This is a genomic window from Actinoallomurus purpureus, assembly GCF_024055795.1.
GTDB lineage: Bacteria > Actinomycetota > Actinomycetes > Streptosporangiales > Streptosporangiaceae > Actinoallomurus > Actinoallomurus purpureus.
The window spans coordinates 20,860-45,532 of the sequence record NZ_JAMXMY010000035.1; the positions used below are offsets into that span (position 1 = coordinate 20,860).

26 protein-coding genes and 2 pseudogenes are annotated in these 24,673 nt (G+C 70.8%); 13 read left to right on the forward strand and 15 right to left on the reverse strand.

Annotation, left to right across the window (positions count from 1 at the left end; genetic code table 11):
• The first annotated feature begins 212 nt into the window (after nt 1-212).
• Nucleotides 213-704, forward strand: a complete 492-nt coding sequence (locus NE236_RS40680) for a metallophosphoesterase family protein (RefSeq protein WP_252847645.1) — start codon at nt 213-215, stop codon at nt 702-704.
• A 219-nt stretch (nt 705-923) separates the two neighbouring features.
• Here NE236_RS40680 and NE236_RS40685 read toward each other — a convergent pair whose 3' ends face one another.
• Nucleotides 924-1,130, reverse strand: a complete 207-nt coding sequence (locus NE236_RS40685) for a hypothetical protein (protein ID WP_252847646.1) — start codon at nt 1,128-1,130, stop codon at nt 924-926.
• Between the two features lie 485 nt (nt 1,131-1,615).
• On the opposite strand from NE236_RS40685, the gene NE236_RS40690 reads away from it, so the two are divergent.
• Complete coding sequence (locus tag NE236_RS40690) at nt 1,616-1,855, forward strand: hypothetical protein (RefSeq protein WP_252847647.1); 240 nt, start codon at nt 1,616-1,618, stop codon at nt 1,853-1,855.
• A 232-nt stretch (nt 1,856-2,087) separates the two neighbouring features.
• Here the strand turns inward: NE236_RS40690 and thiD are convergent, their stop codons facing one another.
• The 3 genes from thiD to NE236_RS40705 all read right to left on the reverse strand — a co-directional run bounded on the left by thiD (nt 2,088) and on the right by NE236_RS40705 (nt 4,527).
• The gene (gene thiD, locus NE236_RS40695; protein ID WP_252847648.1) at nt 2,088-2,900 is read right to left on the reverse strand and encodes a bifunctional hydroxymethylpyrimidine kinase/phosphomethylpyrimidine kinase; all 813 of its coding nucleotides are present in this window, start codon (nt 2,898-2,900) and stop codon (nt 2,088-2,090) included.
• 10 nt (nt 2,901-2,910) lie between these two features.
• Entirely contained in the window at nt 2,911-3,429 is a 519-nt protein-coding gene (locus NE236_RS40700) for a cellulose binding domain-containing protein (protein ID WP_252847649.1), read from the reverse strand.
• A 183-nt stretch (nt 3,430-3,612) separates the two neighbouring features.
• The gene (locus NE236_RS40705) at nt 3,613-4,527 is read right to left on the reverse strand and encodes a thiamine-phosphate kinase (protein WP_308209218.1); all 915 of its coding nucleotides are present in this window, start codon (nt 4,525-4,527) and stop codon (nt 3,613-3,615) included.
• 61 nt (nt 4,528-4,588) lie between these two features.
• Between NE236_RS40705 and NE236_RS40710 the strand changes: the two genes are divergently transcribed.
• Nucleotides 4,589-4,822 carry an Lrp/AsnC ligand binding domain-containing protein gene (locus NE236_RS40710; RefSeq protein WP_252847651.1) on the forward strand — a complete coding sequence of 78 codons (234 nt, stop codon included), beginning with the start codon at nt 4,589-4,591 and terminating at the stop codon, nt 4,820-4,822.
• 74 nt (nt 4,823-4,896) lie between these two features.
• Nucleotides 4,897-5,346, forward strand: a complete 450-nt coding sequence (locus NE236_RS40715; protein WP_252847652.1) for a DUF3515 domain-containing protein — start codon at nt 4,897-4,899, stop codon at nt 5,344-5,346.
• Between the two features lie 18 nt (nt 5,347-5,364).
• Here NE236_RS40715 and NE236_RS40720 read toward each other — a convergent pair whose 3' ends face one another.
• The 7 genes and pseudogenes from NE236_RS40720 to NE236_RS40745 all read right to left on the reverse strand — a co-directional run bounded on the left by NE236_RS40720 (nt 5,365) and on the right by NE236_RS40745 (nt 13,427).
• Nucleotides 5,365-6,228 carry a LysR family transcriptional regulator gene (locus tag NE236_RS40720; RefSeq protein ID WP_252847653.1) on the reverse strand — a complete coding sequence of 288 codons (864 nt, stop codon included), beginning with the start codon at nt 6,226-6,228 and terminating at the stop codon, nt 5,365-5,367.
• 169 nt (nt 6,229-6,397) lie between these two features.
• Nucleotides 6,398-8,749, reverse strand: coding sequence for a glycoside hydrolase family 65 protein (locus NE236_RS40725; protein ID WP_252847654.1), 2,352 nt, complete (start codon nt 8,747-8,749; stop codon nt 6,398-6,400).
• Nucleotides 8,746-9,516, reverse strand: coding sequence for an HAD family hydrolase (locus tag NE236_RS40730; RefSeq protein ID WP_252847655.1), 771 nt, complete (start codon nt 9,514-9,516; stop codon nt 8,746-8,748). Before NE236_RS40730 ends, NE236_RS40725 begins: the two co-directional genes overlap by 4 nt.
• 71 nt (nt 9,517-9,587) lie before the next feature.
• The gene (locus NE236_RS40735; protein ID WP_252847656.1) at nt 9,588-10,616 is read right to left on the reverse strand and encodes an ABC transporter permease; all 1,029 of its coding nucleotides are present in this window, start codon (nt 10,614-10,616) and stop codon (nt 9,588-9,590) included.
• A complete protein-coding gene (locus NE236_RS40740) occupies nt 10,613-12,130 on the reverse strand; it encodes a sugar ABC transporter ATP-binding protein (RefSeq protein WP_252847657.1) in 1,518 nt (505 codons plus the stop codon). The genes NE236_RS40735 and NE236_RS40740 overlap by 4 nt, the downstream gene beginning before the upstream one ends.
• A gap of 64 nt (nt 12,131-12,194) precedes the next feature.
• Nucleotides 12,195-12,317, reverse strand: a pseudogene (locus tag NE236_RS45435) (NPCBM/NEW2 domain-containing protein); the annotation flags it as partial.
• Between the two features lie 69 nt (nt 12,318-12,386).
• Entirely contained in the window at nt 12,387-13,427 is a 1,041-nt protein-coding gene (locus tag NE236_RS40745) for a substrate-binding domain-containing protein (RefSeq protein WP_252847658.1), read from the reverse strand.
• Between the two features lie 193 nt (nt 13,428-13,620).
• Here NE236_RS40745 and NE236_RS40750 point away from each other — a divergent pair, with 193 nt between their 5' ends.
• The 6 genes and pseudogenes from NE236_RS40750 to NE236_RS40780 all read left to right on the forward strand — a co-directional run.
• The gene (locus tag NE236_RS40750; RefSeq protein ID WP_252847659.1) at nt 13,621-14,424 is read left to right on the forward strand and encodes a DeoR/GlpR family DNA-binding transcription regulator; all 804 of its coding nucleotides are present in this window, start codon (nt 13,621-13,623) and stop codon (nt 14,422-14,424) included.
• Between the two features lie 307 nt (nt 14,425-14,731).
• A complete protein-coding gene (locus tag NE236_RS40760) occupies nt 14,732-16,027 on the forward strand; it encodes an ABC transporter substrate-binding protein (RefSeq protein ID WP_252847660.1) in 1,296 nt (431 codons plus the stop codon).
• Between the two features lies 1 nt (nt 16,028).
• A complete protein-coding gene (locus NE236_RS40765) occupies nt 16,029-16,970 on the forward strand; it encodes a carbohydrate ABC transporter permease (protein WP_252847661.1) in 942 nt (313 codons plus the stop codon).
• A complete protein-coding gene (locus NE236_RS40770; RefSeq protein WP_252847662.1) occupies nt 16,967-17,785 on the forward strand; it encodes a carbohydrate ABC transporter permease in 819 nt (272 codons plus the stop codon). The genes NE236_RS40765 and NE236_RS40770 overlap by 4 nt, the downstream gene beginning before the upstream one ends.
• Entirely contained in the window at nt 17,766-19,043 is a 1,278-nt protein-coding gene (locus NE236_RS40775) for a glycoside hydrolase family 36 protein (RefSeq protein ID WP_252847663.1), read from the forward strand. The genes NE236_RS40770 and NE236_RS40775 overlap by 20 nt, the downstream gene beginning before the upstream one ends.
• A gap of 242 nt (nt 19,044-19,285) precedes the next feature.
• Nucleotides 19,286-19,525, forward strand: a pseudogene (locus NE236_RS40780) (DUF8820 family protein); the annotation flags it as partial.
• Nucleotides 19,526-19,586: 61 nt separating this feature from the next.
• Here the strand turns inward: NE236_RS40780 and NE236_RS40785 are convergent.
• Complete coding sequence (locus tag NE236_RS40785) at nt 19,587-19,955, reverse strand: hypothetical protein (protein WP_252847665.1); 369 nt, start codon at nt 19,953-19,955, stop codon at nt 19,587-19,589.
• 78 nt (nt 19,956-20,033) lie between these two features.
• On the opposite strand from NE236_RS40785, the gene NE236_RS40790 reads away from it, so the two are divergent.
• Nucleotides 20,034-20,519 (forward strand): hypothetical protein, encoded by a 486-nt coding sequence (locus NE236_RS40790; protein ID WP_252847666.1) that lies wholly within the window; start codon nt 20,034-20,036, stop codon nt 20,517-20,519.
• A 118-nt stretch (nt 20,520-20,637) separates the two neighbouring features.
• Here NE236_RS40790 and NE236_RS40795 read toward each other — a convergent pair whose 3' ends face one another.
• The 3 genes from NE236_RS40795 to NE236_RS40805 form a co-directional block, all read right to left on the reverse strand.
• The gene (locus tag NE236_RS40795; RefSeq protein WP_252847667.1) at nt 20,638-22,569 is read right to left on the reverse strand and encodes a phosphatase PAP2 family protein; all 1,932 of its coding nucleotides are present in this window, start codon (nt 22,567-22,569) and stop codon (nt 20,638-20,640) included.
• A gap of 286 nt (nt 22,570-22,855) precedes the next feature.
• A complete protein-coding gene (locus NE236_RS40800) occupies nt 22,856-23,374 on the reverse strand; it encodes an ATP-binding protein (RefSeq protein WP_252847668.1) in 519 nt (172 codons plus the stop codon).
• A 6-nt stretch (nt 23,375-23,380) separates the two neighbouring features.
• Nucleotides 23,381-23,581, reverse strand: a complete 201-nt coding sequence (locus NE236_RS40805; protein ID WP_252847669.1) for a hypothetical protein — start codon at nt 23,579-23,581, stop codon at nt 23,381-23,383.
• 140 nt (nt 23,582-23,721) lie between these two features.
• Here NE236_RS40805 and NE236_RS40810 point away from each other — a divergent pair, with 140 nt between their 5' ends.
• Together NE236_RS40810 and NE236_RS40815 are read left to right on the forward strand one after the other, a co-directional pair.
• Nucleotides 23,722-24,498 (forward strand): helix-turn-helix domain-containing protein, encoded by a 777-nt coding sequence (locus NE236_RS40810; RefSeq protein ID WP_252847670.1) that lies wholly within the window; start codon nt 23,722-23,724, stop codon nt 24,496-24,498.
• Nucleotides 24,489-24,584: a DUF397 domain-containing protein gene (locus tag NE236_RS40815; protein ID WP_252847671.1), complete on the forward strand. Its 96-nt coding sequence runs from the start codon at nt 24,489-24,491 to the stop codon at nt 24,582-24,584. Before NE236_RS40810 ends, NE236_RS40815 begins: the two co-directional genes overlap by 10 nt.
• Nucleotides 24,585-24,673 lie beyond the last annotated feature (89 nt).

Genomic DNA, 24,673 nt, shown 5'->3' on the forward strand with positions numbered 1-24,673 from the left:
GCCGGGTCGCCGCGTCGTGGAGCCGGCGCGGCCGGCCCGTTCGCGGCTCCGGCTCCGGCGACGCGGGGAATGCGGTCGCCGCCGTCCCTGCCGGGCCGGCCGGGCCGCCGCCACGCACGCCCACATGCACCGCGCCCACCGGCCTCCAGGCCGGCCGGGCCGCCGCCGCACGCACCCGCTTGCACCGACCGGGTCCGGGCATCATGCGACGCATGAGAGTCGTGGCGCTCGCCGACACGCACGCTCCCCGGCGATGGCGGGGCTGCCCGCCCGCGGTGGCCGCGTACCTGCGCGACGCCGACCTGATCCTGCACGCCGGGGACGTCTGCGTCCCCTCGGTCCTCGACGAGCTCTCCGCCTACGCGCCCGTACGCGTCGTGCGCGGCAACAATGACGGCGCGGACGTCGCGGCGTGGGGCGCTCTGGAGACCCTGGAGTTCGAGCCGGCCGGGCTCCCGGTGGGGATGATCCACGACAGCGGTCCCGCCAAGGGCCGACTCGCCAGGATGCGCCGCCGGTTCCCGGAGGCGCGGCTCGTCGTCTTCGGGCACTCGCACATCCCCCTGGAGGAGACCGGCGAGGGGCTGCGCATCTTCAACCCCGGATCCCCCACCGACCGCCGGCGCCAGCCGCACGGCACGATCGGCCTGCTCGACATCGACGAGGGCCGCCTCCTCGACGCGAGGATCGTTCCGGTCACCTGATCCCGCCCGAGGCCGTCGGCTCGGCCTCGCCGCCCGTCAAGGCCCTCAGCACACGCTCGCGGCGCGTCAAGGCCCTCAAGCTCGCCTCGCAGCCCGTCAAGGCCCTCGACACACGCTCGCAGCCCGTCGATGCCCTCGGCTCGGGATGGATGGGCGCCTGCCACCGATGCGAGGCCGGCCCGGACCGGATCGTGATCGCTTCGGGTGGCGCGAGGGCGGTCACCAACTGTCGCCGCCCCCTCCCCACGTGTCCCAGCAGTCTCCCCAGTTGTCGCATCCGTCACCGGTGTGCCCGGCGACGACGTGATGCGGCGTGGTCGTCGTGGTGAACGCACTCGTCGCGCCGGCCGCATCGAAGGCAAGCGCCATGGCTCCGGCGACAGCCAGTCCCACCATGGCGACCGCCGGCCTCTTCGCTCTGCGCATGAAGAACACCTCCTCGCGTCGGGCGTGACTCCGCGCTCTTACCCGCCGCACTCGGGGAATTGGCCCCTTTTGTCCTCCTACCCCGAGTCCAACTCGACAACGTCCGCCCATCGGAATCAACCGCCTAAACCCTCGCGATGCCATATTTGACCCACACTGGGCGCATCCCGCGACACTCTTTATTTACGATCTTCACCGTCTTGACGCGCCGACGCGGCAGGGTCGAAGCCCCTGGTACAGGGGGCCGAGCCACCGAACCGAGCGCCGGGCGAGCACCGGCCGTGGCGCCCGCCGCACCAGGGCCGCTAAAGCGCATGCTGAGCTCCCGCCAAGCCAAGGTGAAATCTCATCCTTTTGCGGACTATGGGTTGATTCGACGTGCGATGCGAGGTCGAGTGGAGGTGGATAGCACCGCATATCGGGCTAATTGCCTAGCGTGTGTAACCGCCCTGTCCCGTCGATCAACCTCAGAGAGGTGGTCTTCCATGAGAATTCCGAAGCGGATGGCCCTTGCCATCTCAGGAACGGCCTTCGCCGGAGCGACGGCCCTCGCCCTGGGTGCGGCCGCGCCGGCCGGCGCCCAGGCCGTCACCACCGCACCTCACCACGCCGTGAGCGGCCACGTCTTCAGCCACATCACGACCGACGGCTGGGGCTGGGGCTGGGACGACGGAGGCTGGGGCGACGGAGACTGGGGCTGGGACGACGGAGACTGGGGCTGCTAATGACCGGTCCCGGGCGAGTGATCGCCTGAAAGACCCAGGGAACGGCGCCAACCGGTCCGGAACACCGTTCCCGCCACGGGGGTCCCGCGTGACGCACGCGGGACCCCCGCACGTCCGGGCCGTACGGCCGAGGGTCACGGCCCAGGCCCCATGCCAGGGCCTCGCGACCGGACGGCGCGGCAGGGGCCGTGCGGCGGCACGAGCACGGTGGTGTCCCGCGCGGCTCGCCGCGTCAGGGGCGTGCGGTCGGGCGGGCGCGGTGGAACTCCCAGGCATGGTCGACCGGGCCGATGCCGCCTCCCAGGGGGAAGCCGTGCTCGATGGCGCCGGTGATGTACTCCTTGGCGCGGCCGACCGCGGTGATGACCTCCTCCCCGCGCGCGAGGTGCGAGGCGATGGCCGACGCGAGCGTGCATCCCGTGCCGTGGGTGTGCATGTTGTCGAGCCGCCGTCCGGGAAACCGGTGCTCCGTCGTGCCGTCGAAGAGCAGGTCGACCGGGTCGCCGGGAAGGTGACCGCCCTTGATCAGCACCCATCGCGGGCCGAGCTCCTTGACCGCCTCCGCGGCCCGGCGCAGCCCGCTCTCATCCTCCACCTTGACCCCGGTGAGCTGCTCGACCTCCCAGAGGTTCGGGGTGACGACGGTCGCGAGCGGGAGGAGCGCCCCACGGACCGCACCGACCGCCTCCGGGGCCAGCAGAGCGTCCCCGTGCTTGGACACCCCCACGGGGTCGACCACGATGGGGACGTCGACGTCGGCGAGCGCCTCGGCCACGGTCTCCACGAGCACGGAGGAGGCCAGCATGCCGGTCTTGACCGCCTGCGCCCCGATGTCGGACAGGACGGAGTCGAGCTGCGCGCGTACGGCCTTGGGAGGCAGCTCCCAGTAGCCCTGGACGCCCAGGGAGTTCTGCGCGGTGACCGCCGCGATCACGCTCATCCCGTGGACGCCGAGGGCGAGCATCGTCTTGAGGTCGGCCTGGATGCCCGCGCCGCCCCCGGAGTCGGAGCCGGCGATCGTGAGGACCCGGGGCGGTGTGGTCATGCGGTCAACTCTACGGTCGGCAGGACTTCCCGTTGAAGGTGCAGCCGGATGGCGCGGTGCCCGTCCCGGTGGCCGTGAACCGCACCGTGACCGTCCGGCCCGGAGCGATCGAGGGCCGTGCCACGGGGTTGCGGACGATCAGCGTCGCCCCGGTGCGGACGGCCCTGCCGCCCGAGGCGGCGGTGATCCGCGCCTGGGCGTACCGCAGCACGAGCGTCCAGCCATTGACCGCCGTCGCGCCGTGGTTGACGATCGTCGCCTCGCCCTGGAACCCGTGCGCCGAGGCCGAGGTCGTCCGGACGGTGACGGCCGGCCCGGAGCGGCCCGTGCCGCGGCTGACCCGGCCGCTCTGCGACGCGTCGTTGCGGGCCGTGCGCTTACCGGATGGACTCTCCGGCCCGCCCGATACGGTCACGATCGGTGACGCGCCGCCGGACGGCGTGCCGCCCGCGAAGTTCAGTGAGATCTGCTGCGTGCTGACGGCGGAGACGACCGCACCGATCGCCAGGACACCGGCGACCGTCGGCATGAGCGGCATCTTGCCGAGCCTCCAGTTCCGGCCTGGGCGGTCGTCCCCCTCATCCGCCCACGAGCCGTCCTCCGACTTCCTGGTATGTCGCCCCATCCCGTCCCTCTCCGGTCTCGGGATGTATACCAAAAGCACACGACCCATGCCTACCAGACCGCGAATGTGAACTGCGACAACTCACCGCTACGGCAGGCGGAAATGGTCCCATCCGCCAGGGCCGTATGTCCTTCCGTCGACGACGACCTCGGCGGGTCCCTCCACCACCCTCCCGATCGTCCGCCATTCGCCGGGCAGCGCCGTCCGCGGCGGGAACGTCGCCGCGAACGCGTGGTCGTCACCGCCCGTGAGCGCCAGCCGCAGTCCGTCCGGCACCGGTGGCACCGGCACGGCCGAGCCGTCGATCTCGATCCGTACCCCGGCGGAATCCGCGATGTGGCCGAGATCCTGAACGAGCCCGTCGCTGACGTCGAGCATCGCGGTCGCCCCGAGATCCCGGGCGCGCAGCGCCGTGGCGTACGGCGGCCGTGGGCGCCGGTGCGCATCGACGAGGTCGGCCGGCTCCCGCAGTCCACGGGACAGGAGCTCCAGACCCGCGGCGGCGTACCCCAGCCGGCCGGCCACGGCGACGACGTCGCCGGGACGGGCGCCGGAACGGGTGAGGGCGGGGCCGTCCAGGACGCCGAGGGCGGTGACCGCGAGCAGCACGGACTCACCGCGTACGACATCACCTCCGGCGACGGACGCGCCGACCTGCGCGCACTCGTCGCGCAGCCCGTCGCACAGCGCGTCGACCCAGTCCAGCTCCGTCCCGGCGGGAGCGCCGAACCCGAGGAGCAGGGCGGTCGGCCGGGCGCCCATCGCCACGACGTCGGCGATGTTCTGCGCGGCGGCCTTGCGCCCGATGTCGTACGGCGGGGACCAGTCACGGCGGAAGTGCCGGCCCTCGATGAGCAGGTCGGTCGTCGCGACGACGCGCCCGCCGGGGACGCGCACGATCGCGGCGTCGTCCCCCGGCCCCAGTTCGACGCCGGGCCCCTGGCCCAGGCGTGCGGTGATTCGGGCGATCAATCGGAACTCGCCGAGTTCCCCGATGGTGATGACCCACCTCCGATCAAGACGCGATACGGTAACCGCTGATGGCCGTTTCAGGGAGGACGTGATGGTGCAGGCCTACATCCTCATCCAGACCGAGGTCGGCAAGGCGGCCGACGTGGCCCGGGAGATCTCCGGAATCGCCGGAGTCACCCTCGCCGAGGACGTCACCGGGCCCTACGACGTCATCGTCCGGGCCTCGGCCAACAACGTCGATGAGCTCGGCAAGCTCGTCGTCGCCCAGATCCAGTCGGTCGAGGGGATCACGCGAACCCTGACCTGCCCCATCGTCCACATCTGACGCCGGTGCCCTCCCCGCTGCCAGTCTGCACCACTGGACGCTCCCCGGCAGCGGGCGGCCGGTCACTCGGGCGGGTGCTGCCGTTCGTGGCGGCCCTGTCGGTGTTCTCGGCCGGGTGCGGTGCGGGCGAGGTCGAGGTGCCCGTTCCCCAGCCGCCGGCGTCGGTGGCGTCGCTGTGCCGCTCGCTGCACGACCGGCTGCCGCAACGCCTGCACGGCCTGAAGCGCCGTGCGACCACGCCGCGCTCGGACCTTGTCACCGCGTGGGGATCGCCGGCCATCGCGGTGCGCTGTGGCGTCCCGCGCCCGGCGGGGCTGCATCTCACGTCCCAGCTGGCCGTGATCAACGGCGTGTCCTGGCTGCCACAGCCGCCGGACCGCCCCGTCACGTTCACCGCCGTCGGCCGGCACGCGTACGTCGAGGTGACGGTGCCGGTCAAGTACTCCCCGCCGGGCGACGTGCTGAACGAGCTGACCGGCCCGATCAAGGCCACGATCCCCGCCAACTCCGACGCCACCCTCTGAGGCGGCGGCACCACCCGGTCAGTGGCCGAGGTGGCGCGCGGCCGCCACCAGCGCCGGCAGTCCTCCGCCGGCGTCACGGCGCCACAGCAGCACGACCTCGATCGGCGGCATCGGCTCGAGGACGGGCCGGAACACCAGTCCCGGCGGCACCTGCGCCGTCGCCCGGACGCACAGGGTGTAGCCCTCTCCCGCCGCGACGAGCGCGGGGACCAGATCATGGCCGGATGCGGCCGGACCGAACCTCGGATGCAGGCCGCGCCCGACGAACTGGTCGACGAAGCGGGCCGCCTCGGCCGTCCTCGGCAGGACCAGCGGCTCTTCGGCGAGGTCCGCCAGCGAGATCGCCTCCCGGGTGGCCAGCGCGTGGTCGCGCGGCAGCAGCGCGCGGATCGGAGCCCGGTGGACGACCAGGCGGGAGACCCCTTCGGCGGCGGGCACCGGCCGGTAGCCCAGTCCCGCCTGCACGTCCCCCTGGACGATCTGCGCGACCTGCTCGGCGGTGCGCATCCGGGTCATCCGCACGCGTACGTCCGGTTCGAGGCCGCGCAGTGTTCCGAGGACCGCCCGCACGATGTCCGACAGCCCGTCGGCGACCGCGAGCCGGAACCCGCCGACGTCGCCCGCCGCCGCATCGGCCACCGCCTCGAGCGCGTGGTCGAAGACGCCGAGGACCGCCTCCGCCTGGGCGGCGAAGACCTCGCCGACCGGGGTCAGGTGCATGCCGCGCGCCGTCCGCTCGAAGAGTGACGCGCCCACCTCCCGCTCGACGATGCCGAGCTGCTGGGAGAGGGTCGGCTGCGCGACGCTCAGCAGCTGGGCCGCCCGGCGCACGCTCCCGGTCTGTGCGACGGCGAGGACGTACCGCATCTGACGCACGTCCACGCAGCCCTCCTTCCCCCACCTGTGGTGATGATCACACAGATCCGGCTCCTTCGCATCGGGAGGCCGCCGGGCCGGTCCTGCCACCGGCCCGTCTTCCGCTCGTCACCGCACCGCCTCGCGGCCCGTCGGCGACCGCCTCAGGGCTCGTCGCCGACCGGCCGGAAGCTCGCTACCGGCCCGTCGTGTCACGGCGGGCGGGCTCGCGGCCGGGTGGCTGTGCCGGGCCGGGACGGCGCGGTGGCACCGGGACGTCGAGCCGCACCGCGCCGCCGTTGAGCCGAACCGGCCGCCCGTGGTGCTCGATCTCCAGCGGGTCACCGCCCAGGAGCTCGTAGACCGCCTCGTCGTGGCCGATGGTGACCTTCAGCCGCCGCCCCCGGAACCTCATCCGGAACGCGAGCCGCGAGATCCCGGGAGGCAGCCGGGGCGCGAAGGTCAGCCGAGCGGTGTGCTGGCGCATCCCGCCGAACCCGGCGACGAGCGCGTTCCAGGTCCCGGCGAGGGAGGCGATGTGCAGCCCGTCGCGCGTGTTGTGCTCCAGGTCGCGCAGGTCCATCAGCGCGGCCTCACCGAGGTAGTCGTGGGCGAGTTCGAGATGTCCGGTCTCGGCTGCCATGACCGCCTGGGTGCAGGCCGACAGCGAGGAGTCGCGTACGGTCAGGCCCTCGTAGTAGACGAAGTTCCGGAGCTTCTCGTCCTCGGTGAAGGCGTCCCCGCGCAGGTGCATGGCCAGCACGAGGTCCGCCTGCTTGACGACCTGCTTGCGGTAGATGTCGAAGTACGGATAGTTGAGCAGCAGCGGATAGTGGTCGGGCGGGGTGTTCTCGAAGTCCCATCGCGCGTGGTGGGTGAAGCCCTCGTTCTGCGGGTGCACCTCGAGCCGCTTGTCGTAGGGGATCACCACGGCGGCCGCGGCGTCGCGCCATTCCGCCGTCTCCTCCTCGGTGACGCCCAGCCGGCGCGCCTGCTCGGGGTACTCCTCGGCCAGGTCCGCGGCGGCGCGGAGGTTCCGCTGGGCCATGAGGTTCGTGTAGACGTTGTTGTCCGCGGTCGCGCTGTACTCGTCCGGGCCTGTGACGCCGTCGATGCGGAACCTCCCCTTGGCGTCGTGGTGGCCGAGGGCGCGCCACAGCCGTGCGGTCTCCACGAGGAGTTCGAGCCCGACGTCGCGGGCGAAGTCCTCGTCCGCCGTAGCGCCGACGTAGCGGATGACGGCGTCGGCGATGTCCGCGTTGATGTGGAACGCCGCCGTCCCGGCCGGCCAGTACCCGGAGCACTCCTGGCCGCCGATCGTCCGCCACGGGAACGCGGAGCCGCGCAGCCCGAGCTGCTCGGCGCGTTCCTTGGCCAGGTCGAGCGTCGAGTGCCGCCAGCGCAGCGCGTCCGCCGCGGCGTCCGCCCGGGTGTAGGTCAGCGGCGGCAGCACGAACGACTCGGTGTCCCAGAACGTGTGGCCGTCGTATCCGGGGCCGGTCAGGCCCTTCGCCGGGATCGGGCGGCGCTCGGCGCGGGAACCGGCCTGCAGCGTGTGGAACAGGCCGAACCGCACCGCCTGCTGGACCTCGGCGTCGCCGTCCACCTCGACGTCGGCGCCCGCCCAGAAGTCGTCGAGGAACTCGCGCTGCTCCCGTACGAGGCCGTCCCAACCGGACATCTTCGCGGCGGCGAGCGCGGCGATCACCTGGTCATGCACGGCGGGCCGGGACCGGCGGCTGGACCAGCCGTAGGCGATGTACTTGACGATACGCAGCCGCTGCCCCGGCTGCAGGCGTGTGGCCACCGTGTAGCGGCAGACGTCCTCGAAGCTCTCCGTGGTGATGGTGCCGTCGGGCGTCTCGATCTCGTGGCCCATCGCCGCGGCGACGCGCAGCCCGCTGTGACGGGTGCGGTGCACCATGACGGCGGTGTCCTTGTCGGCGACCGACTCCTCCCCCACCAGCGGGGACTCCAGCCGCCCGGCGGCCCTCGGGTCCCTGCCGAGGTCGGGCAGTGACTCGTTGGCGACCAGCTCGGACTGCGCGACGACGCGTACGGGCCGGTCCACCGGCTCGACCTCGTAGTGGATCGCCGCGACGCCCCGCTGCACGAGCGAGACCAGCCGGACCGTGCGGATCCGCACCGAGTCCCCCGCTGGGGAGATCCACTCGACGTTGCGCGTCAGGGTGCCGGCCCGGAAGTCCAGCACCCGCTCGTGGGAGCGCAGCTCGCCGTAGCGGACGTCGAACGGCTCGTCCTCGACGAGGAGGCGGATGAGCTTGCCGTTGGTGACGTTGATCACCGTCTGCCCGGACTCGGGGTAGCCGTAGCCGGCCTCGGCGTACGGCAGCGGCCTCAGCTCGTACACCGAGTTCAGGTAGGTGCCGGGCAGCCCGTGCGGCTCGCCCTCCTCGAGGTTCCCGCGCAGGCCGATGTGGCCGTTGGACAGTGCGAACACCGACTCGCTCTGCGCCAGGGTGTCCAGGTCGAGGGTCTGCTCGCGGACGCACCACGGTTCGACCGTGTACGCGGCCTGCCGGATCATGCGGTCCCCCGTCCGTCCCGCCCGGCCGGCGCGTCGTCGCCGCCCAGGAGCTCCTCCAGGTCCTTGACGACGATGTCGGCACCGTGCTCCTTCAGCTCGGCGGCCTGGCCGATCCGGTCGACTCCGACGACGAAGCCGAAGCCGCCCGCGCGGCCCGCCTGGACGCCGGCCAGCGCGTCCTCGAACACCACCGCCCGCGACGGCGGCACGCCCAGCGCCTCCGCCCCGGCCAGGAACATGTCGGGCGCGGGCTTGCCCGCCAGCCCGCGCTCCTTGGCCGTCAGCCCGTCGATCCGCGCGTCGAACAGGTCCGCGATGCCGGCGGCGTCCAGGACCTGCGCCGTGTTGGCGCTGGAGGACACGACCGCGGTCGGCATGCCCGCCTCACGAGCGGCCCGCACGTAGCGCACCGAGCCGGGGTAGACCTCCACGCCGTCCTCGGCGAGCTTGCGCAGGACCAGTTCGTTCTTCCGCTTGCTCAGCCCCTCGATCGTCGGCGCGCCCGGCGGGTCGTCCGGCGATCCCTCGGGCAGCGTGATGCCGCGGGACTCGAGGAACGACCGCGTCCCGTCCTCCCGGCGCTTGCCGTCGACGTACTCGTCGTACTCCTTCACGGGGTCGAAGGGCCGGAACGAGGGCCCTTCCCGCTGCCGGAGGAACTCGTCGAACATCGCCTTCCACGCCGCGGCGTGCACCGTGGCGGTGCGCGTCAGCACCCCATCCATGTCGAACAGCAGGGCCGTGACCCCGTCCGGCAGTCCGAGCATGTCTCTCCTCCTGAGATCGGCGATGAGACATGCCTACCCCATGCCCTCGGGATAAGCGCACCAGCACGGGGTCAGGTGGGCAGGCCGACCGCCCGCTCGCCCGTACGGCGCTGCTGGATGATGACGGCGATGACAAGGAGGGCGCCCTGGGCGACGTTCTGCCAGAAGGTGTTGACGCCCACGACGTTGAGGCCGTTGTTGAGGGCGCCGAGCAGGAGCACCGCCAGCAGCGTGCCGGCGACCCCGCCCTTGCCGCCCTTCAGCGCCGCGCCACCGAGCGCGGCCGCCGTGATGGACTGCAGCTCCAGGCCCTCGCTGCCGCTCGTGGGCTGCCCGGAGCCGGTCCGGGCGGTGAGGATGATCCCGGCGAGGGCGGCGATGATCCCGGCCAGGGCGTACACCGCGATCAGGTACTTGTTGATGTTGATGCCGGCGAGCCGCGCGGCGGTGTCGTTGCCGCCGATCGCGTAGATGTTGCGCCCGATGTCGGTGTACTTGAGCATCAGGTGGATCGCCAGCGCGACCACCAGCAGGATGCAGACCTGCACCGGCAGCCCCGCGATGCGGCCGCGGGCGATGAAGATGAACAGGTCGTCGCCGAGGACGAAGCCCTGCGCGCGACCGCCGGAGATCAGCTGGGCGATGCCCTTGTACGCGGCGAGGGTGGCCAGCGTCGCGATCACCGGGTTGACGCGGCCGTAAACGATGACCAGGCCGTTGACGAGCCCGGCCACGACGCCGACGCCGATCGCGGCGGCGATCCCGAGCAGCGGGTTGTGGCCCGTCGACATGAACGCCATCGCCGAGATGACCGAGGCGACGCCGGCCTGGGAACCGACGGAGATGTCCATCGCGCCGCAGATGATGACGACGGTCTGAACCACCGCCAGCAGCCCGGCGACGGTGGCGGCCTCGCCGATGACCTGGACGTTCGACCAGGTGAGGTAGCCGGAGTTCAGGAACGTGAAGATGGCGACCACGACGATGAGCGCGGCGACCAGGCTGATGTTCTGGGGGCCGATCGCGGTCAGGATCCGGCGCGGCGCCCCGTCCTTGGGCTCGGCGTCCACCGGCTCGCGGGCAGTGGTCGTCCTGGTCATTGGTCTTCCTCCTGCGCGGTCGTGGACAGGTCCTCGGCCATGGCGAGTTCGAGGATGGCCTCCTCGGTGGCGTCGGCGCGGTCGAGCTCTCCGGTGACGCGGCCGTTCTGCATGACGACGATGCGGTCGGCCAGCCCCAGCACCTCGGGGAGCTCGGAGGAGATGACGAGGATGGCCACGCCCGCGCGGGCGAGGTCGTCGATGAGGTGGTAGATCTCGGCCTTGGCGCCGACGTCGATGCCGCGCGTGGGCTCGTCGAGGATCAGCACCTTCGGCCTGCGGGCGAGCCAGCGCGCCAGGACGACCTTCTGCTGGTTGCCGCCGGACAGTTTGCGCACCTCGTGCTCGATGTCCGGGGTGCGGACGTTCAGCCGGTCGACGTACTCCCGGGTGAGGCGGCGTTCCTCGGCACGCCGGACGAACCGGAACCGGCGCAGCCGGTCGAGCACGACGAGGGAGGTGTTGTCGCGCACCGAGCGCTCCAGGAGGAGGGCCTGGGCCTTGCGCTCCTCCGGGGCGTACCCCATGCCGGCCCGCACGGCGTCGCGGGGCTGGCGGAGGCGCACGGGCCGGCCGCCGACGCGGACCTGGCCGGAGCGGATCGGAAGGTCGCCCACGATCGCGCCCGCGAGCTCGGACCGGCCGGCGCCGACCAGTCCGGCCAGGGCCACCACCTCGCCCGCCCGCACGCTGAGGCTGACGTCGCGTACGTCGTCGGTGGTGACGGCGTCGACCTCGAGGACGACCTCGTCGGTGGCGCCGTGCTCGCGGGCGAACATGTCCGACAGGTCGCGGCCCACCATCATCCGCACGATCTCCGCCTCGTCGGTGCGGTCGACGTCGCGGACGCCGACCAGGCCGCCGTCGCGGAGCACGGCGATGCGGTCGGCGAGCCGGAAGATCTCCTGCATCCGGTGGGAGACGTAGATGACGGCCAGGCCCTCCTCGCGCAGCCGCCGGATCAGTGCGAACAGCGCCTCGACCTCGTTCTCCGACAGCGACGAGGTCGGCTCGTCGAACGCGATGACCTTCGCGTCCGTGGTCAGGGCCCGCAGGATCTCCACGAGCTGCCGCTGGGCGGGCGTGAGGTGCGAGCCGAGCGTGTCGGGGTCGAGGACGCGCTCGAAGCCGAGCCGACGCAGGTCCGCGCGGACGCGGGCGCGCAGCCCGACGCGGTCGAGCGCCCGGCCCGCCTTGCGGGGCAGCGCGCCGATGTAGACGTTCTCGGCGACCGACACGTGCGGCACGATCTCGGGTTCCTGCGGGATCACCCGGATGCCGGCGCGCCGGGCGTCGGCGGGGGCGTGCAGGGCGAGCGGCGCGCCGTCGAGGACGACCCGCCCGCGGTCCGGCAGGTGGTCACCATTGATGATCTTGATGAGGGTGGACTTCCCCGCGCCGTTCTCGCCCATGAGAGCGGTGACGGCCCCGCCGGGGAAGTCCAGCGTCACGTCGTCGAGGGCGCGTACCCCGGCGAACCGTTTGGAGATGCCCACGGCGCGCAGTTCCGTCATGCGGCCTCCTCCCCCGGCCGGCGGCCGGACGGCGGGGCGGCCCGGGGGCCGCCCCGCGTGGTGGTCAGGTGCAGGTGATGCGGGCGTCGGCCCAGTCGGCGTGGTCGCTGTTGTTGCCGTCGCCGCCATCGGTGACGATGAGACGGACGAGCGTCGCCCCGCCGACGTCGGCGGTCAGGGCTTCGCGGGCGCGGCGCTCGCGTCCGCGCCGGGGCGGGCACGTGGCGAGGCTCCGGTGCCTTGGTCAGGCACGGGGTCAGGTGCACTTGACGCCGGACTGCTGCCAGTTGGTCGGGTCGACCATCTTGGTCGGGGCGAAGGCCTCCTGGGGCATGGCCTTTCCGCCCCGCAGGTAGTCGACCATGGTCTGGACGGCGAGCCCGCCGACGTCGTAGCCGTTGATGAACAGCGCGGCCTTCATCCCGGTCTGCTTGCCGGAGCCCCAGTCCTTGCAGGCGAGGTACGCGCCGAGGCCGACGCCGTCGATGTCGGCGGCCTTGTACCCGGCGTTCTGGATCGCGTTGACGGCGCCGGAGACGTTCTCATCGTTGCAGCCCCAGACGACCCAGTGCTTGACCGAACGGTTCCCGGACACGGCCGCCGCGGTCTTGGTCTGGGCGTCGGGCGGGGTGTTGTCGGTGCCGACCTTGACGACGCGGACCTTGGTGCCGGCGGCCTGCTCGAACGCCGTCTGCGCGGCGACCACCCGGTCGGTGCACACGGTCACGTCCTGCTTCCACGCGGCGATGATCGCGGTGTCGGCCGCCTTCCAGCCCGCCTTCTTGAACTCCTCGCCGGCGCGCTGCCCGACCTGGGTGCCCATCTGGGTGCCGGAGAAGCCGACGCGGGGCACGAGCTGGTCCTTGGGGCACTTCGACGGGTCGGTGCCGTTCTTGCAGATCTGGTCGTCGCTGGACAGCAGGGCCACCTTGGCGGCGGCCGCCGTCTGGACGATCTGGGGGCCCACCGCCGGGTCCGGCGGCACGATGATCACGCCGGTCGCCTTCTGCGCGATCGCCGCCTGGGTCTCCGAGACGGCCTTGTTGGTGTCGTTGCCGAGGTTGACGACCTTGACGTCGACGTTGCCGAGCTGCTTGGCCTTGGCCTGGGCGCCCTGCGCCTCGTCGATGAAGTACTGCTGGTCCCCCTGCTTCTGCAGGTAGGCGATCGAGATCTTTCCGGAGACCTTCTTGCTCGCGTTCGGGGAGGTACTCTCCTTGCCTGACGAACAGGCGGTAAGGCCGAGGGCGACGGCGATCGCGATGAGGGCGCCGCCGACTGTGCGTGTACGCGCCAAAGCTCTGCCTTCCTTCCGGTGCTGGTCTGGTCCGGCTGCCCCCGAGATTTCCGTACAGTTACCAAGTGATTGCTTCGTATCATTCTCAACACGAACCAACAAGACTCGATTCGATAACGTGTTGGGTGGTGTTGACATCTGTCGGTTCGAGGGGGAGGCTGCCCGCGATGCCCTGACGCGTGAAGGGAGGACGATGCTCGCCCAGCAGCGGCAGCAGGCCATCCTCGAGTTGGTCCAGCAGCGCGGCGGCGTTCGCGTCGCCGACCTCGTCCGGGAGTTCGGCGTCTCCGACATGACGATCCGCCGCGACCTGGAGGTGCTCTCCGAGCGCGGCCTCGTGACCAAGGTGCACGGGGGCGCCACCACGGTCGGCACCGCCTCCACCGAGGAGCCCGGCTTCGCGGCCAAGTCGGTGCGCCAGCGGCAGGAGAAGGAGGCCATCGCGCGGCGCGCCGCCGAGCTCGTACGGCCCGGCACGGCGATCGCCGTGTCCGCCGGCACCACCACGTGGACCCTCGCGAACCACCTGACGGACGTGCCGGACCTCACGGTGGTCACCAACTCGGTGCGCATCGCCGACGTCTTCCACCGCGCCGCCCGCGCGGACCAGACGATCGTCCTCACCGGCGGCATCCGCACCCCCTCGGACGCGCTCGTCGGCCCGGTGGCGCTCAGCGCCATCCGGTCCCTCAACGTGGACCTGCTGCTGCTGGGCGTGCACGGCATGAGCACCCGCGCCGGGTTCACCACGCCGAACCTCATGGAGGCCGAGACCGACCGGGCGATGGTGGCCGCGGCCCGCCGTCTCGTCGTCCTCGCCGACCACACCAAGTGGGGCACCGTGGGCCTGAGCACGATTGCGCGGCTGGCCGACGCCGACGTGCTCGTCACCGACGCGGGGATCGGCGACGACGCCCGCAAGGGGCTGTCCGAGACGGTCGGCGAGCTGGTGGTCGTCGACGCCGGGCCGGCACGGACCGCGGAGGACCAGGGATGAAGCGCCCCTCGAGCGGGCGGCAGGGAAGCTGAAGCACCTCGCCGGCTCGGAGGCGGCGATGGGCGCGTTCGTCAACGACGTCCACCCGGAGGACGCGGCCCGCCGCCTGCGCGCCGCCGGGTGACCGCACGCGGCCGAATTCAGCAGGGACCTTTCCAATAACCCTTGACAGTGACCTCCGCCACAAGTATGAAATGGTCCTACCAATATGTGCCATGTCGTGAAACGACGAGCGTTTTGCGGGCGGAGTGGGTCGAATGGTCGGATGTCTTAGTCACCCGCTGTCCTGGCGGAGAAGGGTGACACAGTGAAGAGAATCATCGCTCTGGGGGCGTCGGCCATGCTCGCCTTCGCCGCGATGACCGGATGCTCGGTCAAGGACGACTCCGGCGGTGGCGGCGGCAAGGGCAAGAAGCAGATCACTTTCCTGGTGTTCGAGACGCCGAACATGACCCCGCAGGTGTGGGACGCGGCGATCAAGCGGGTCACCGACAGGTACCCCGACATCTCGGTGAAGAAGCTGGTCTCGCCGACACAGGACCGCACCGCGTACGCCAAGCAGCTGCTCACCTCCGGGCAGTTCCCGGACGTGATGGTCGCCATCTCGCCGGCCGGGTTCGCCGAGTCCGGCAATCTGTACGCCTGGCAGCCGAACGAGCTGAAGGACTTCACCTATCCGAACAACGGCGCGGTGAACGGCAAGATCTACCAGCTCCCGGCCAACACCCAGACGATCCCGGTCGTCTACTACAACAAGAGCCTGTTCGCCAAGGCCGGCATCGCCTCCCCGCCGAAGACGTACGCCGAGATGATGTCCGACGCCGACAAGCTCAAGGCCAAGGGCATCACGCCGTTCGTGGTCGGCGGCGGCAAGGACATTCACGACGCGCTCGGCCCGACGTTCGCCGGCATCCTCGGCACGGACCTGTACGCCAAGAACCCCGACTGGATGCACGACCGCCGCGCCGGCAAGGTGAAGTTCGCAGGCCCGGACTACGTGAAGGCCGCCGGCAAGCTCGCCGACCTCGCCTCCAAGGGCTACATCGACAAGCGGATGCTGTCGCAGGACTACGCCGCGACCCAGTCGGCGTTCCTGGCCGGCAAGGGCGCGATGTACGCCATGGGCAACTGGTTCGCCGCGGCCGCCGACGACCCGAAGAGCAAGCCGCCCTTCGACATCGGCCAGTTCTTCTGGCCCTCCGACGACGGCAAGCCCGTAGTCCCGGCCTTCACCGGCGGCGGCCTCCTGGTCAGCTCGCACGCCAAGAACCTGGAGGCGGCCAAGAAGTTCGCGCTCGCCTACCAGCTGGACAAGACCAACCTCGACGCCTCCACCAAGAACGACGGCCTCTTCCCGGCGATCAAGGGCTACACCCCGCCCGCGAACTCCGGTCCCGCCTTCAGGACCGGCTACGACCTGTTCAAGCAGGCCGAGACCCAGCACGCGGTCGTACCGGCGTTCGGCTTCGAGGCCGGCGACGACGGCATGCTGCCCGGCGTCGTGGACAAGTGGAGCACCTCGATGGGCGACCTGGTGACGGGTCGCAAGAGCGCGGCCGACGTCGGCAAGTTCCTCGACTCCGAATGGCAGAAGGCCTCCTGACGTGGCGGTCGATGTGGCGCGTCCGCCCACGCGGACCGGTTCGCCGGCGGTCCCCCGCCGCCGGCGGCCGGTCTGGCCGCGTGTCTGGCACTTCCTGTCGTTCGGGGCACCGGGCGTGCTGGTCTACGTCTGCTTCGTCCTGGCGCCCATCGCCGTCAGCGTCGGGTACAGCCTGACCAACTACAACCCGTTCGGCCCGAAGACGAGGTTCGTCGGCCTGAGCAACTACAAGCAGCTGTTCACCGACTCGGAGTTCCTCACCTCGCTGAAGGTCACGACGATCCTGACCCTCATCGTGGTGATCGTGCCGAACGTGTTCGGCCTGGCCGTCGCCCTGCTGCTCGACCGCCGGGGCTGGCTCTACAACGCGCTGCGCAGCGTGTTCTTCACGCCGGTCGTGCTCAGCTCGGTCGTCGTCAGCATCATCTGGACCCGCCTGCTGGCCGACGACGGCCTGATCAACCAGGCGCTGCGCGGAGTGGGCTTCTCGCACCCGCCCGGCTGGCTGTCCGACCCGTCGTACGCCCTGTACTCCGTGGGCGCGATCCTGTCCTGGCAGATGCTGGGCTTCTGCGTCGTTGTCTACCTGGCCGGGTTGCAGGGCATCCCCCAGGAGCTGCACGAGGCGGCGGAGATCGACGGCGCCGGACCGATGGAACGCTTCCGGAAGATCACCTGGCCGCTGCTGGCCCCGGCCCTGACGATCAACACGATCGTCATGCTGATCACCGGGTTCAAGGCCTTCGACCACATCCAGGTGATCACGAACGGCGGCCCCGGCACCGGCACGACCGCGACGATCGCCTTCAACGTGCTGCAGACCGGCTTCAACGCCAACCGCGAGGGCTACGCCTCCGCGATGGCCATCGTGATGCTGGTGATCGTCGCCGTCGCAGCCGCGGTCGCCCTGCGGATCCTGCAGAAACGCGAGGTGTCGATGTGAGGCGCTCGATCCGGCCGCTCGTGGCGACCGCCGTCGCGGCGATCTTCTTCGTGCCGCTGTACGTCGTGTGCGTCAACGTGATCAAGCCCGGCCCGAAGATCGCCAAGTCGCCCGCGTCACTGCCGATCCCGCCGACGCTGCACAACATCACCGCCGTGCTGACCCGACCCGACCGATTGTTCTGGGTGAGCCTGACCAACAGCATCGTCGTCACCGCACTGTCGATCATCATCCTGACCGTGCTGTCGTCGATGCTCGGGCACTACCTTGCCCGCGGCAAGAGCCGGTGGGGCCGGTGGCTCACCCTGCTGCTCCTGTGCGGCCTGATGATCCCGCCGCAGGTCATCCTGATCCCGATCACGCAGGTGCTGCGGTTCGCCCACCTGATGACGACGATCCAGGGCCTCGTGCTGTTCAACGTCGGCTACTACGTGCCGTTCGGGGTGTTCGTCTTCACCGGCTTCACCCGGTCGATCCCGGTCGAGCTGGAGGAGGCGGCGGCCATGGACGGCGCCGGCCGGTTCCAGATCTTCTGGCGCATCGTCTTCCCGCTGCTGCGCCCCGCCACCGCCAGCGTGCTGATCTTCCTCGGCGTGTGGATCTGGAACGACTTCATCGACCCCCTGGTGATCCTCGGGCCGGGCCAGGGCACCACGATCACCACCGGCATCTACCGGGCCATCGGGCAGTACCAGGCCGACTTCGGCACGGTGTTCGCCCTGATGTTCCTGGCGACGCTGCCGGTGCTGATCTTCTACCTCGCACTGCAGAAGCACTTCGTGAAGGGCCTCACCGGTGGCGCGACCAAAGGTTGATCCCGACAAGGGACGGGTGTACGAGCACGGCTGGCAGAGTTGGAGCCCCACGACGACCTACCCGGTCACGGGGACGAGCCACCGTCCGGTCCAACCGGTGATGCAGACGATGTGCTGGCGCCCGGACCGCCCCGGCCCGGAGCGGGGCTTCCAGGGCGAGGGCCTGCTCGCCGTCGACCCGGGCGACGGCGGCCCGATCCGGGTGTACGCCGCGCTCGACGGCCGTACGGAGGTCCCGTCCATCCGGGCGACGTACGCCGCCGGGGCACTGGTGATCGACCCGGACGGCGAGATCGAGGAGACGGTCTTCGACGGCCCGCTCGAGACGGCGCTCGCCGCGTGGGCGGACGGCTTCGCCGCCCTCACCGGCGCGCGCCCGCCCCGCCTCCCGCCCACGGCCTGGTGCTCCTGGTACCACTACTTCGGCGCGGTCACCGAGGACGACGTCCTGGAGAACCTCGACGCCGTGGGCAGGCACGACCTGCCCGTGGACGTCATCCAGATCGACGACGGCTGGCAGGCCGAGATCGGCGACTGGCTCGCCTATTCGGGCCGGTTCGCATCCCTCGAACGCCTGGCCGACCGCATCCGCCAGGCGGGACGCCGGGCGGGCATCTGGGTCGCCCCGTTCCTCATCGGCGCCCGCAGCGCCCTTTCCCGGGTGCACCCGGACTGGCTGACCGGCGACGCGGGCCACAACTGGGACCAGGACCTGCGGGGACTCGACATCGCGCGGGCGGAGGACCACCTACGGGAGATCTTCGGGGCGCTCCGGTCGTACGGCTTCGACTACTTCAAGCTGGACTTCCTCTACGCGGGGGCGCTCGGCGGCCTGGACGCCTACCGGCACGGCCTGTCCGTGATCCGCGAGGCGGTCGGCCCGGACGCGTACCTGCTGGGCTGCGGCGCGCCGATCCTGCCGAGCGTCGGCCTGCTCGACGCGATGCGGGTCTCCCCGGACGTCGACCCGGGGTACGAGCCGGCGGGCGGCGACATGTCCCGCCCGTCCCAGCATGCCGCGGCAACGACCACGGTCGGCCGCGCCTGGCAGCACGGCCGGTTCTGGGTGAACGACCCGGACTGCCTGATCGCCCGGCCCGCGGTGGAACGCCGCGAGGAGTGGGCCCGGGTGGTCGAACGGTACGGCGGCCTGCGGGCGTCCTCCGACCGCATCGCCGACCTCGACGACTGGGGCCTGTCCACCACCCGCCGCCTACTGTCCGACGTCCCCGACCCGGCCACCCCTTTCATCCGCTGACCCCCGCCAGTGCCGATCGCCGCCGGGCCACCGTTCGCAGGTGACGGGCTTGCGTTCAGTCCGGCGGTCAGAAGGCCGGCCCCCGGAACCACAGACGTCGCGAGGACGGATTTGGCGAGCGACCGCCTGGCCGATGACCAGGTGACCAGGCCAAGGGAACCCACCAGCCCTCTCACCATCGCCCAGCCAGGCGGGGTCCTCTTCTTCCGGGCGCGCCCACCGGTGGGGCGGCCGAGGGCGTAGAGCTGCTTCGCGGCACCGCCGGGGGCAATCCGCACACGCTCGTCGCCGATCCGGGCACCTGCCGTTGGACGAGAGGGGTGACCGACGCCGACTGGCTGGCGATCGGCGTCTTCGAGAGCTCAGCTCCCGTCTACCTGCTGCACCCGGAGCACGGCGCCACCGGCTGCGTACCCGGCACATACGTCGTCCGGCGCCAGCGTGAACAGGAAGGCCGAAGGAGTCGCCTCGTCGCCGACTGAGCCAGCCGTGATCGTCGAGGTCCTTCGTCGTTCCGCGTACGAAGAACCTCGACGATCACGGTCAGGAGCGCTTCGGTTCGAAGTGCACCACCGTTATCCCGCAGCCAAAAGGTTCGGCGGCGACCAGGCGAAGACGTCGTTCCGTCGTCGGCGCGAACGGAACTCTCGGTGAAAGCCGGATCGAGACAGGGGCCTGAAGCCTTTCTCCCGATTTGCGGCCGCGATTACCGAGCATTCGGCACATCGCCGCCCCCACCCCGCAAGGGCGCGACGTGAGGTCCAACCGCGCTGCGTGCGCGCGTTCCCGCCGGAGCCGGGGCGGCACCGTGCGCGGACGGTGAGCCGGCCTGAATTCCTCGGTGAGCGCCCGCATGCTCTGGATCTTCACGTCAGTCTCGGAGAGACCGAGACTGACGTTCAACGCGTCCATGCTTCGATGGGGGCCGAAGTATCCGGGAGCTACGTTGGCCTCCGTGGCCATTCGGCCTCGCGAGATGGAGGTCCCAGGATGTCTGATGAGGTGCCGGGCACGGATGCCCGCGAGCCGGCCTTGGTCGTCATGGCGATGATCGATCACGTTCTCGGGCTAGCGGTGACCTGGACAGCGTGGGACGGCCGCCCAATAGCTGCCGGCGAGCGAATCTACACCCCGCACAAGGCGATCCGACGGGTCACCGATCACCTCATCGATCACCTCGCAGAGCTGGAGGTACGGCTGGCCGGAGACCGAACGATCCCCGATCACTGGCATGCCTCGGCGAGCACCACTCCCGGCGATCTGGCGCCCTTCACCGACCAGGACCTGGACGAGGCCAAGAGCCGGCTTACCCGGCTCGGCCGGATCTGGTCCGCCCGGCTGAACACACTGACGCCTGACCAGCTTGACCATTCACCCGGCGAGGGCTGGACGTTCCGGCAGATCGCGTTCCATCTCGGATCAACCTTCTACGCCGACTCCGTTGGGGATCTGTCGGCGGTCGGCTCCGGCTCCTGATCCACGCCACGGGCCTGGCCCGAACAGGGGCAGGGCCGGGTTGCGGATCAGCGATCCCCGGCGATGGTCGTGCTTCTTTCGTCACCGCTCGCCGGGATCACGGCTGCCTCGTTTCGACCTACCGCGTCGAAAGCCGTACGAAGACGCCCTGGCGTGTGTAGTGCGGCTCCGCGCGCAGGCCAGGCGTGCTGACGGTGACGGCGGTGAACCGACCGGCAAGGGAACGGGCCCGCAGGACCGGGAGTGTGGCGCCGTGCGGGGGCCGGGCGGACGGGTCCAGGGAAAGCAGGAGCGTGCCGCCGTTGAGGCGGGCCTGGCCGTCGATCTCCAACGCCGCCTGACGGTGGTGGTCCAGCGCCACCTCCAGCGTGCCACCCGCCGCCTGGGTGAAGGTACCCCGCACCCGGACGGCCGGCGCCGCCCGGAGTGTCCCGCGCCGCAGCAGCACGCCACCGGAGCCGAGTGCGTACGGGGACGCGGCGACCAGCGTTCCGCCATCGACGACCGTGCCGCCGGTGTAGCGGTTGCGTCCGGTGAGGGTGAGCGTTCCGGTGCCGAGCTTGACCAGGCCGCCGGGGCCGTCGATGTCGTTGCGCCAGCTGTCGGCGGCGGCGAGGCCCCCGTCGGCCGCGGTGAGCGTGACCCGTACGTCTCTCTTAAAGCGGCCGTAACCATCCGCCGCCGCGAAGAGGTCGAGCCGTCCCCACTCCTCGTACCCGTCCAGCAGCGGATGGCCCGCGGGCAGGGCGGTGCTGCGGAGCACCGCGCGGCGCTGATCGGCCGTCAGGTACGGCTGGCGCGTCTCGAGGAGGACCTCGGCGCCCTTGGGAACGGTCAGCGGGACATCCTGCCCGCGCCGCCGCAGGATGTAGGTCGACCGTTCGGTCACGCGGGCCGCGTTGGCGGCGCGATCGGCGTAGGGGTCGGTGCCGGGGGCGGCGGAGTGGGCGAAGACGAAGAGGGTGTCGGCGGTGCTGCCGGTCCGTGTCTGGAAGTACGCGGCCGCCTGGGCCCGCGCGGCGGCCTTGAGGGACGCGTTGCGCGGGTCGTACAACGTGGCCGCGGCGAGTGCGGTGGCCAGGGTCCGGCCACCGATGACGTCCACGGTGGAGTGCATTCCGGCCACGATCCGGGTGTGGGAGAGGTACGAGGCGTGCGCGACCAACTCCTGGAACCGCTCCGGCACGGCGTAGGCGAGGGCGAGCGCGGCGAGGTAGAAGGCATTGGTGTGACCACTCGGGAAACCCCCATCGGCGGCGGGCGTCGTACTGCGCTGCCGCAGGAGCTGGGGGGCCACGATGACGTCCGACGCGTAGACCGGGAAGCCCAGCGCGTCCACCTTGCCGGTGTCCACGACGGTGCTGTCCCGGGTCATCCGCCACGGGCGCGGGTACTCGTAGGCGAGCTTGCTCGGGTTGCCGGAGGCGTACGGCCCGCGCAGGGTGTTCACCAGCTGTACGACGAGGCCGAGCTCGGAGTCGGGGGAGCCGGCGCCGATGGCCGATCCGGCCGGCGCGCCGGGCGGCACGGCGTCGTCGACGAGCCCGGCCGGGGTGCCGTCCGGCGCGGAGGTGATGCCGGTGACGGCCTTGGCCCCCGTGTAGTAGTACGGAGCGAGCGGGCCGAGTCCGGCGATGACCCCGTAACTCTGATGCTGACGGTCGTGGATGAACGCGTCCTTGGCCTGCTCGTCCGTACGCGCCCGTGTGATCGCGGCGCAGTAGCGCATGTTGGCGCGCAGCGTTTCGTGGTCGAGGACGGTACCGGTGTTCCACGCGTCGCCTGTGTGCCACAGCTTGGCGAAGCCGCCGAGGGCGCGCACGGCCGCGTTGCCCGCAGCGGTCAGGTCCGCGGAGGTGTTCGTGGTGTACGTATCGACGAAGGCCGCGGACGATGGGTCGGCGATTCCCGTGCCCGCACTGATCGCGGCGGCGCGCCGCGGGTCGGCGAGCAGGCTGAACGCGGTGGGTGCGGTGAGCAGCGCGGCGGAGGCGCCGAGAGACGTGCGCAGGAAGCGCCGCCGGTTCACGGGTACCTGAGAAGACTTCATCTTCGTCCTTGGGGCAGGCCACGAGACACGTGACTTCAAGCGGGGAGGCGACCAGAGAGCGGATTCAGCAGGTAAGAGCTCCGCGCGTAGCTTGAAGGACCGCGGCGAACGACGGATGTGCGCCATGTGAACACCGCCCCGCGCACCGGCCACCACCAGGCATTACACGCTGCGCCGGCGTCCTGGGTCGTCGCGGCCCGGAACCGCACACCTCGCGAGGACGGATCCCGGCGAACGGCCGACCGGCCACGCCCCGCTCGCCGAGGCCGAGAGGTCGACGGCGGCGTCAAGGTCCCGTGGAAAACGCCAGCCTGACCCACACCACCCGGCTGCCGTCTCGATGCCGGTAGGTGCCGTACCGGCTGGCCAGGGCACCGATGCCGTACAGGCCGAGTCCGCTCTCGGGGAGGGCGCCTCCGTCGGCGAGGGCGGCCTGGACCGGGTCACGGCCGGGGAGCCGGGGTTCTTTGAGGCCGCCCGCGTCGACGACGTGGATCTCGCCGAAGGTGGGCCAGCGGTACAGCGCGACGGTGAACATCCCGTCGGGACGGCCGGAGTCCGAGTGCCGGATGGCGTTGGTGGCCAGTTCACCGGTCACCCAGGCGGCGTTCGCGGCGATGGGGGCGTCGGTGAACAGTTGGGTCACGAACGTACGGGCGGCGCCCACCTGGTCGGGCGTTCCGGCGAAGCGGCGCTCCCACCGCAGCATGCCGGGCCGCCTCGCGGCCACCCGGCCGCCGAACGGCCGCCACTTCTCCTGCCGGCCCGTACCCGACCTCGAATTCGACGGTTCCGCGAATGACATGAGTGATCATTCCTTTCCTCTTCGGGAACGCTCACGAATGGCGGTGTCGTAGAGTTCAAGGCTCTTGCGGGCCGCCTCCGGATATCGCCGCACGAGACGATCCAGAAGAGTGAGATCGGCCGCCACCGACACTCCCCCGGTTCCAATCGAATCGAGAATGCTCCGGAAGTCGTCGATGGAGCGCATGAGCTCGTCCGGCGAGGTCATGGCGGCTCCTAAGTCGCTGATTTCGATCCCCACAATGGCCAACAGGTCGTACGCTGAAAGCGATATCGGCGGCCGAGCCGATACGTGCAGAGCACGCCAGAGAGGCGTGGAGCACCGTTAAATCCGGCGAAAGGGGTGTCATGGGCAGATCTTCGAGCCCAACGCTCGTCACTCTCGGGCGGCTCGTGCGCACATATCGGGACGCGTCCGGAATTCTCCAAAAAGACCTCGCCAACCGCCTCGGCTACTCCGACGGCTGGCTCAGCAACCTCGAAACCGGCCAACTCCGCCCCCGCAGCGAACAGGTCACCTCGATCGAAGAGGCCCTGAAGCTGCCCCGCGGGGCCCTGATGGCGGTCTACGACCAACTCGACGGCGAGTCACTGCCGGGCTGGTTCCGCCCCTGGCTCGAAGAGGAGAAGAGAGCCACGGTCGTCCGGTCGTTCGCACTCACCCTCGTCCCCGGGCTACTTCAAACGGTGGATTACGCCCGGACCCTGCTTCAGGACGACGAACCCGCAGTCGCTGCCCGCATGGAGCGGCAGGCGATCAGGCAGCGGGAAACGCCGCCCGCGCTGTACTTCGTCATCGACGAGGCGGTGCTCCACCGGGATCGCGGCGGAGCCAAAGTTATGCATGACCAGCTCACGGCGCTGGCAGACGCGACCTCTCCTCGGCTCACAATCCAAGTTGTACGCTCGGCCGTGAACCCCCGAAACCTGGGAACGTTCACCATCGCGACCGTGGACGGGAACGACGTGGGCTACGTGGAGACAGCCGTGAGCGGAATCGTCACGAGCAGCCGGGACGACCTGGCGGTCCTCTCCGAGGCATGGGAATCCATCAAGGCGCACGCCATGCCCCAACACGAGTCGATCGATTTCATTCGCAGAACGGCGGAGGAACGATGGACCTGAGCATCGCCGATTGGCGCAAGTCGAGCCGCAGCGGAGAAAACGGCGGCGAGTGCGTCGAGATCACCACGATCGAGCGCAACGCCTAGGTTCTGTCCGGCGGGTCACGACGTCGTGATCCGCCGGGCAGAGCCTAGTGGGCCGGTTCGGGGAGTCCCTGGTGATGTCGGGGGACTCC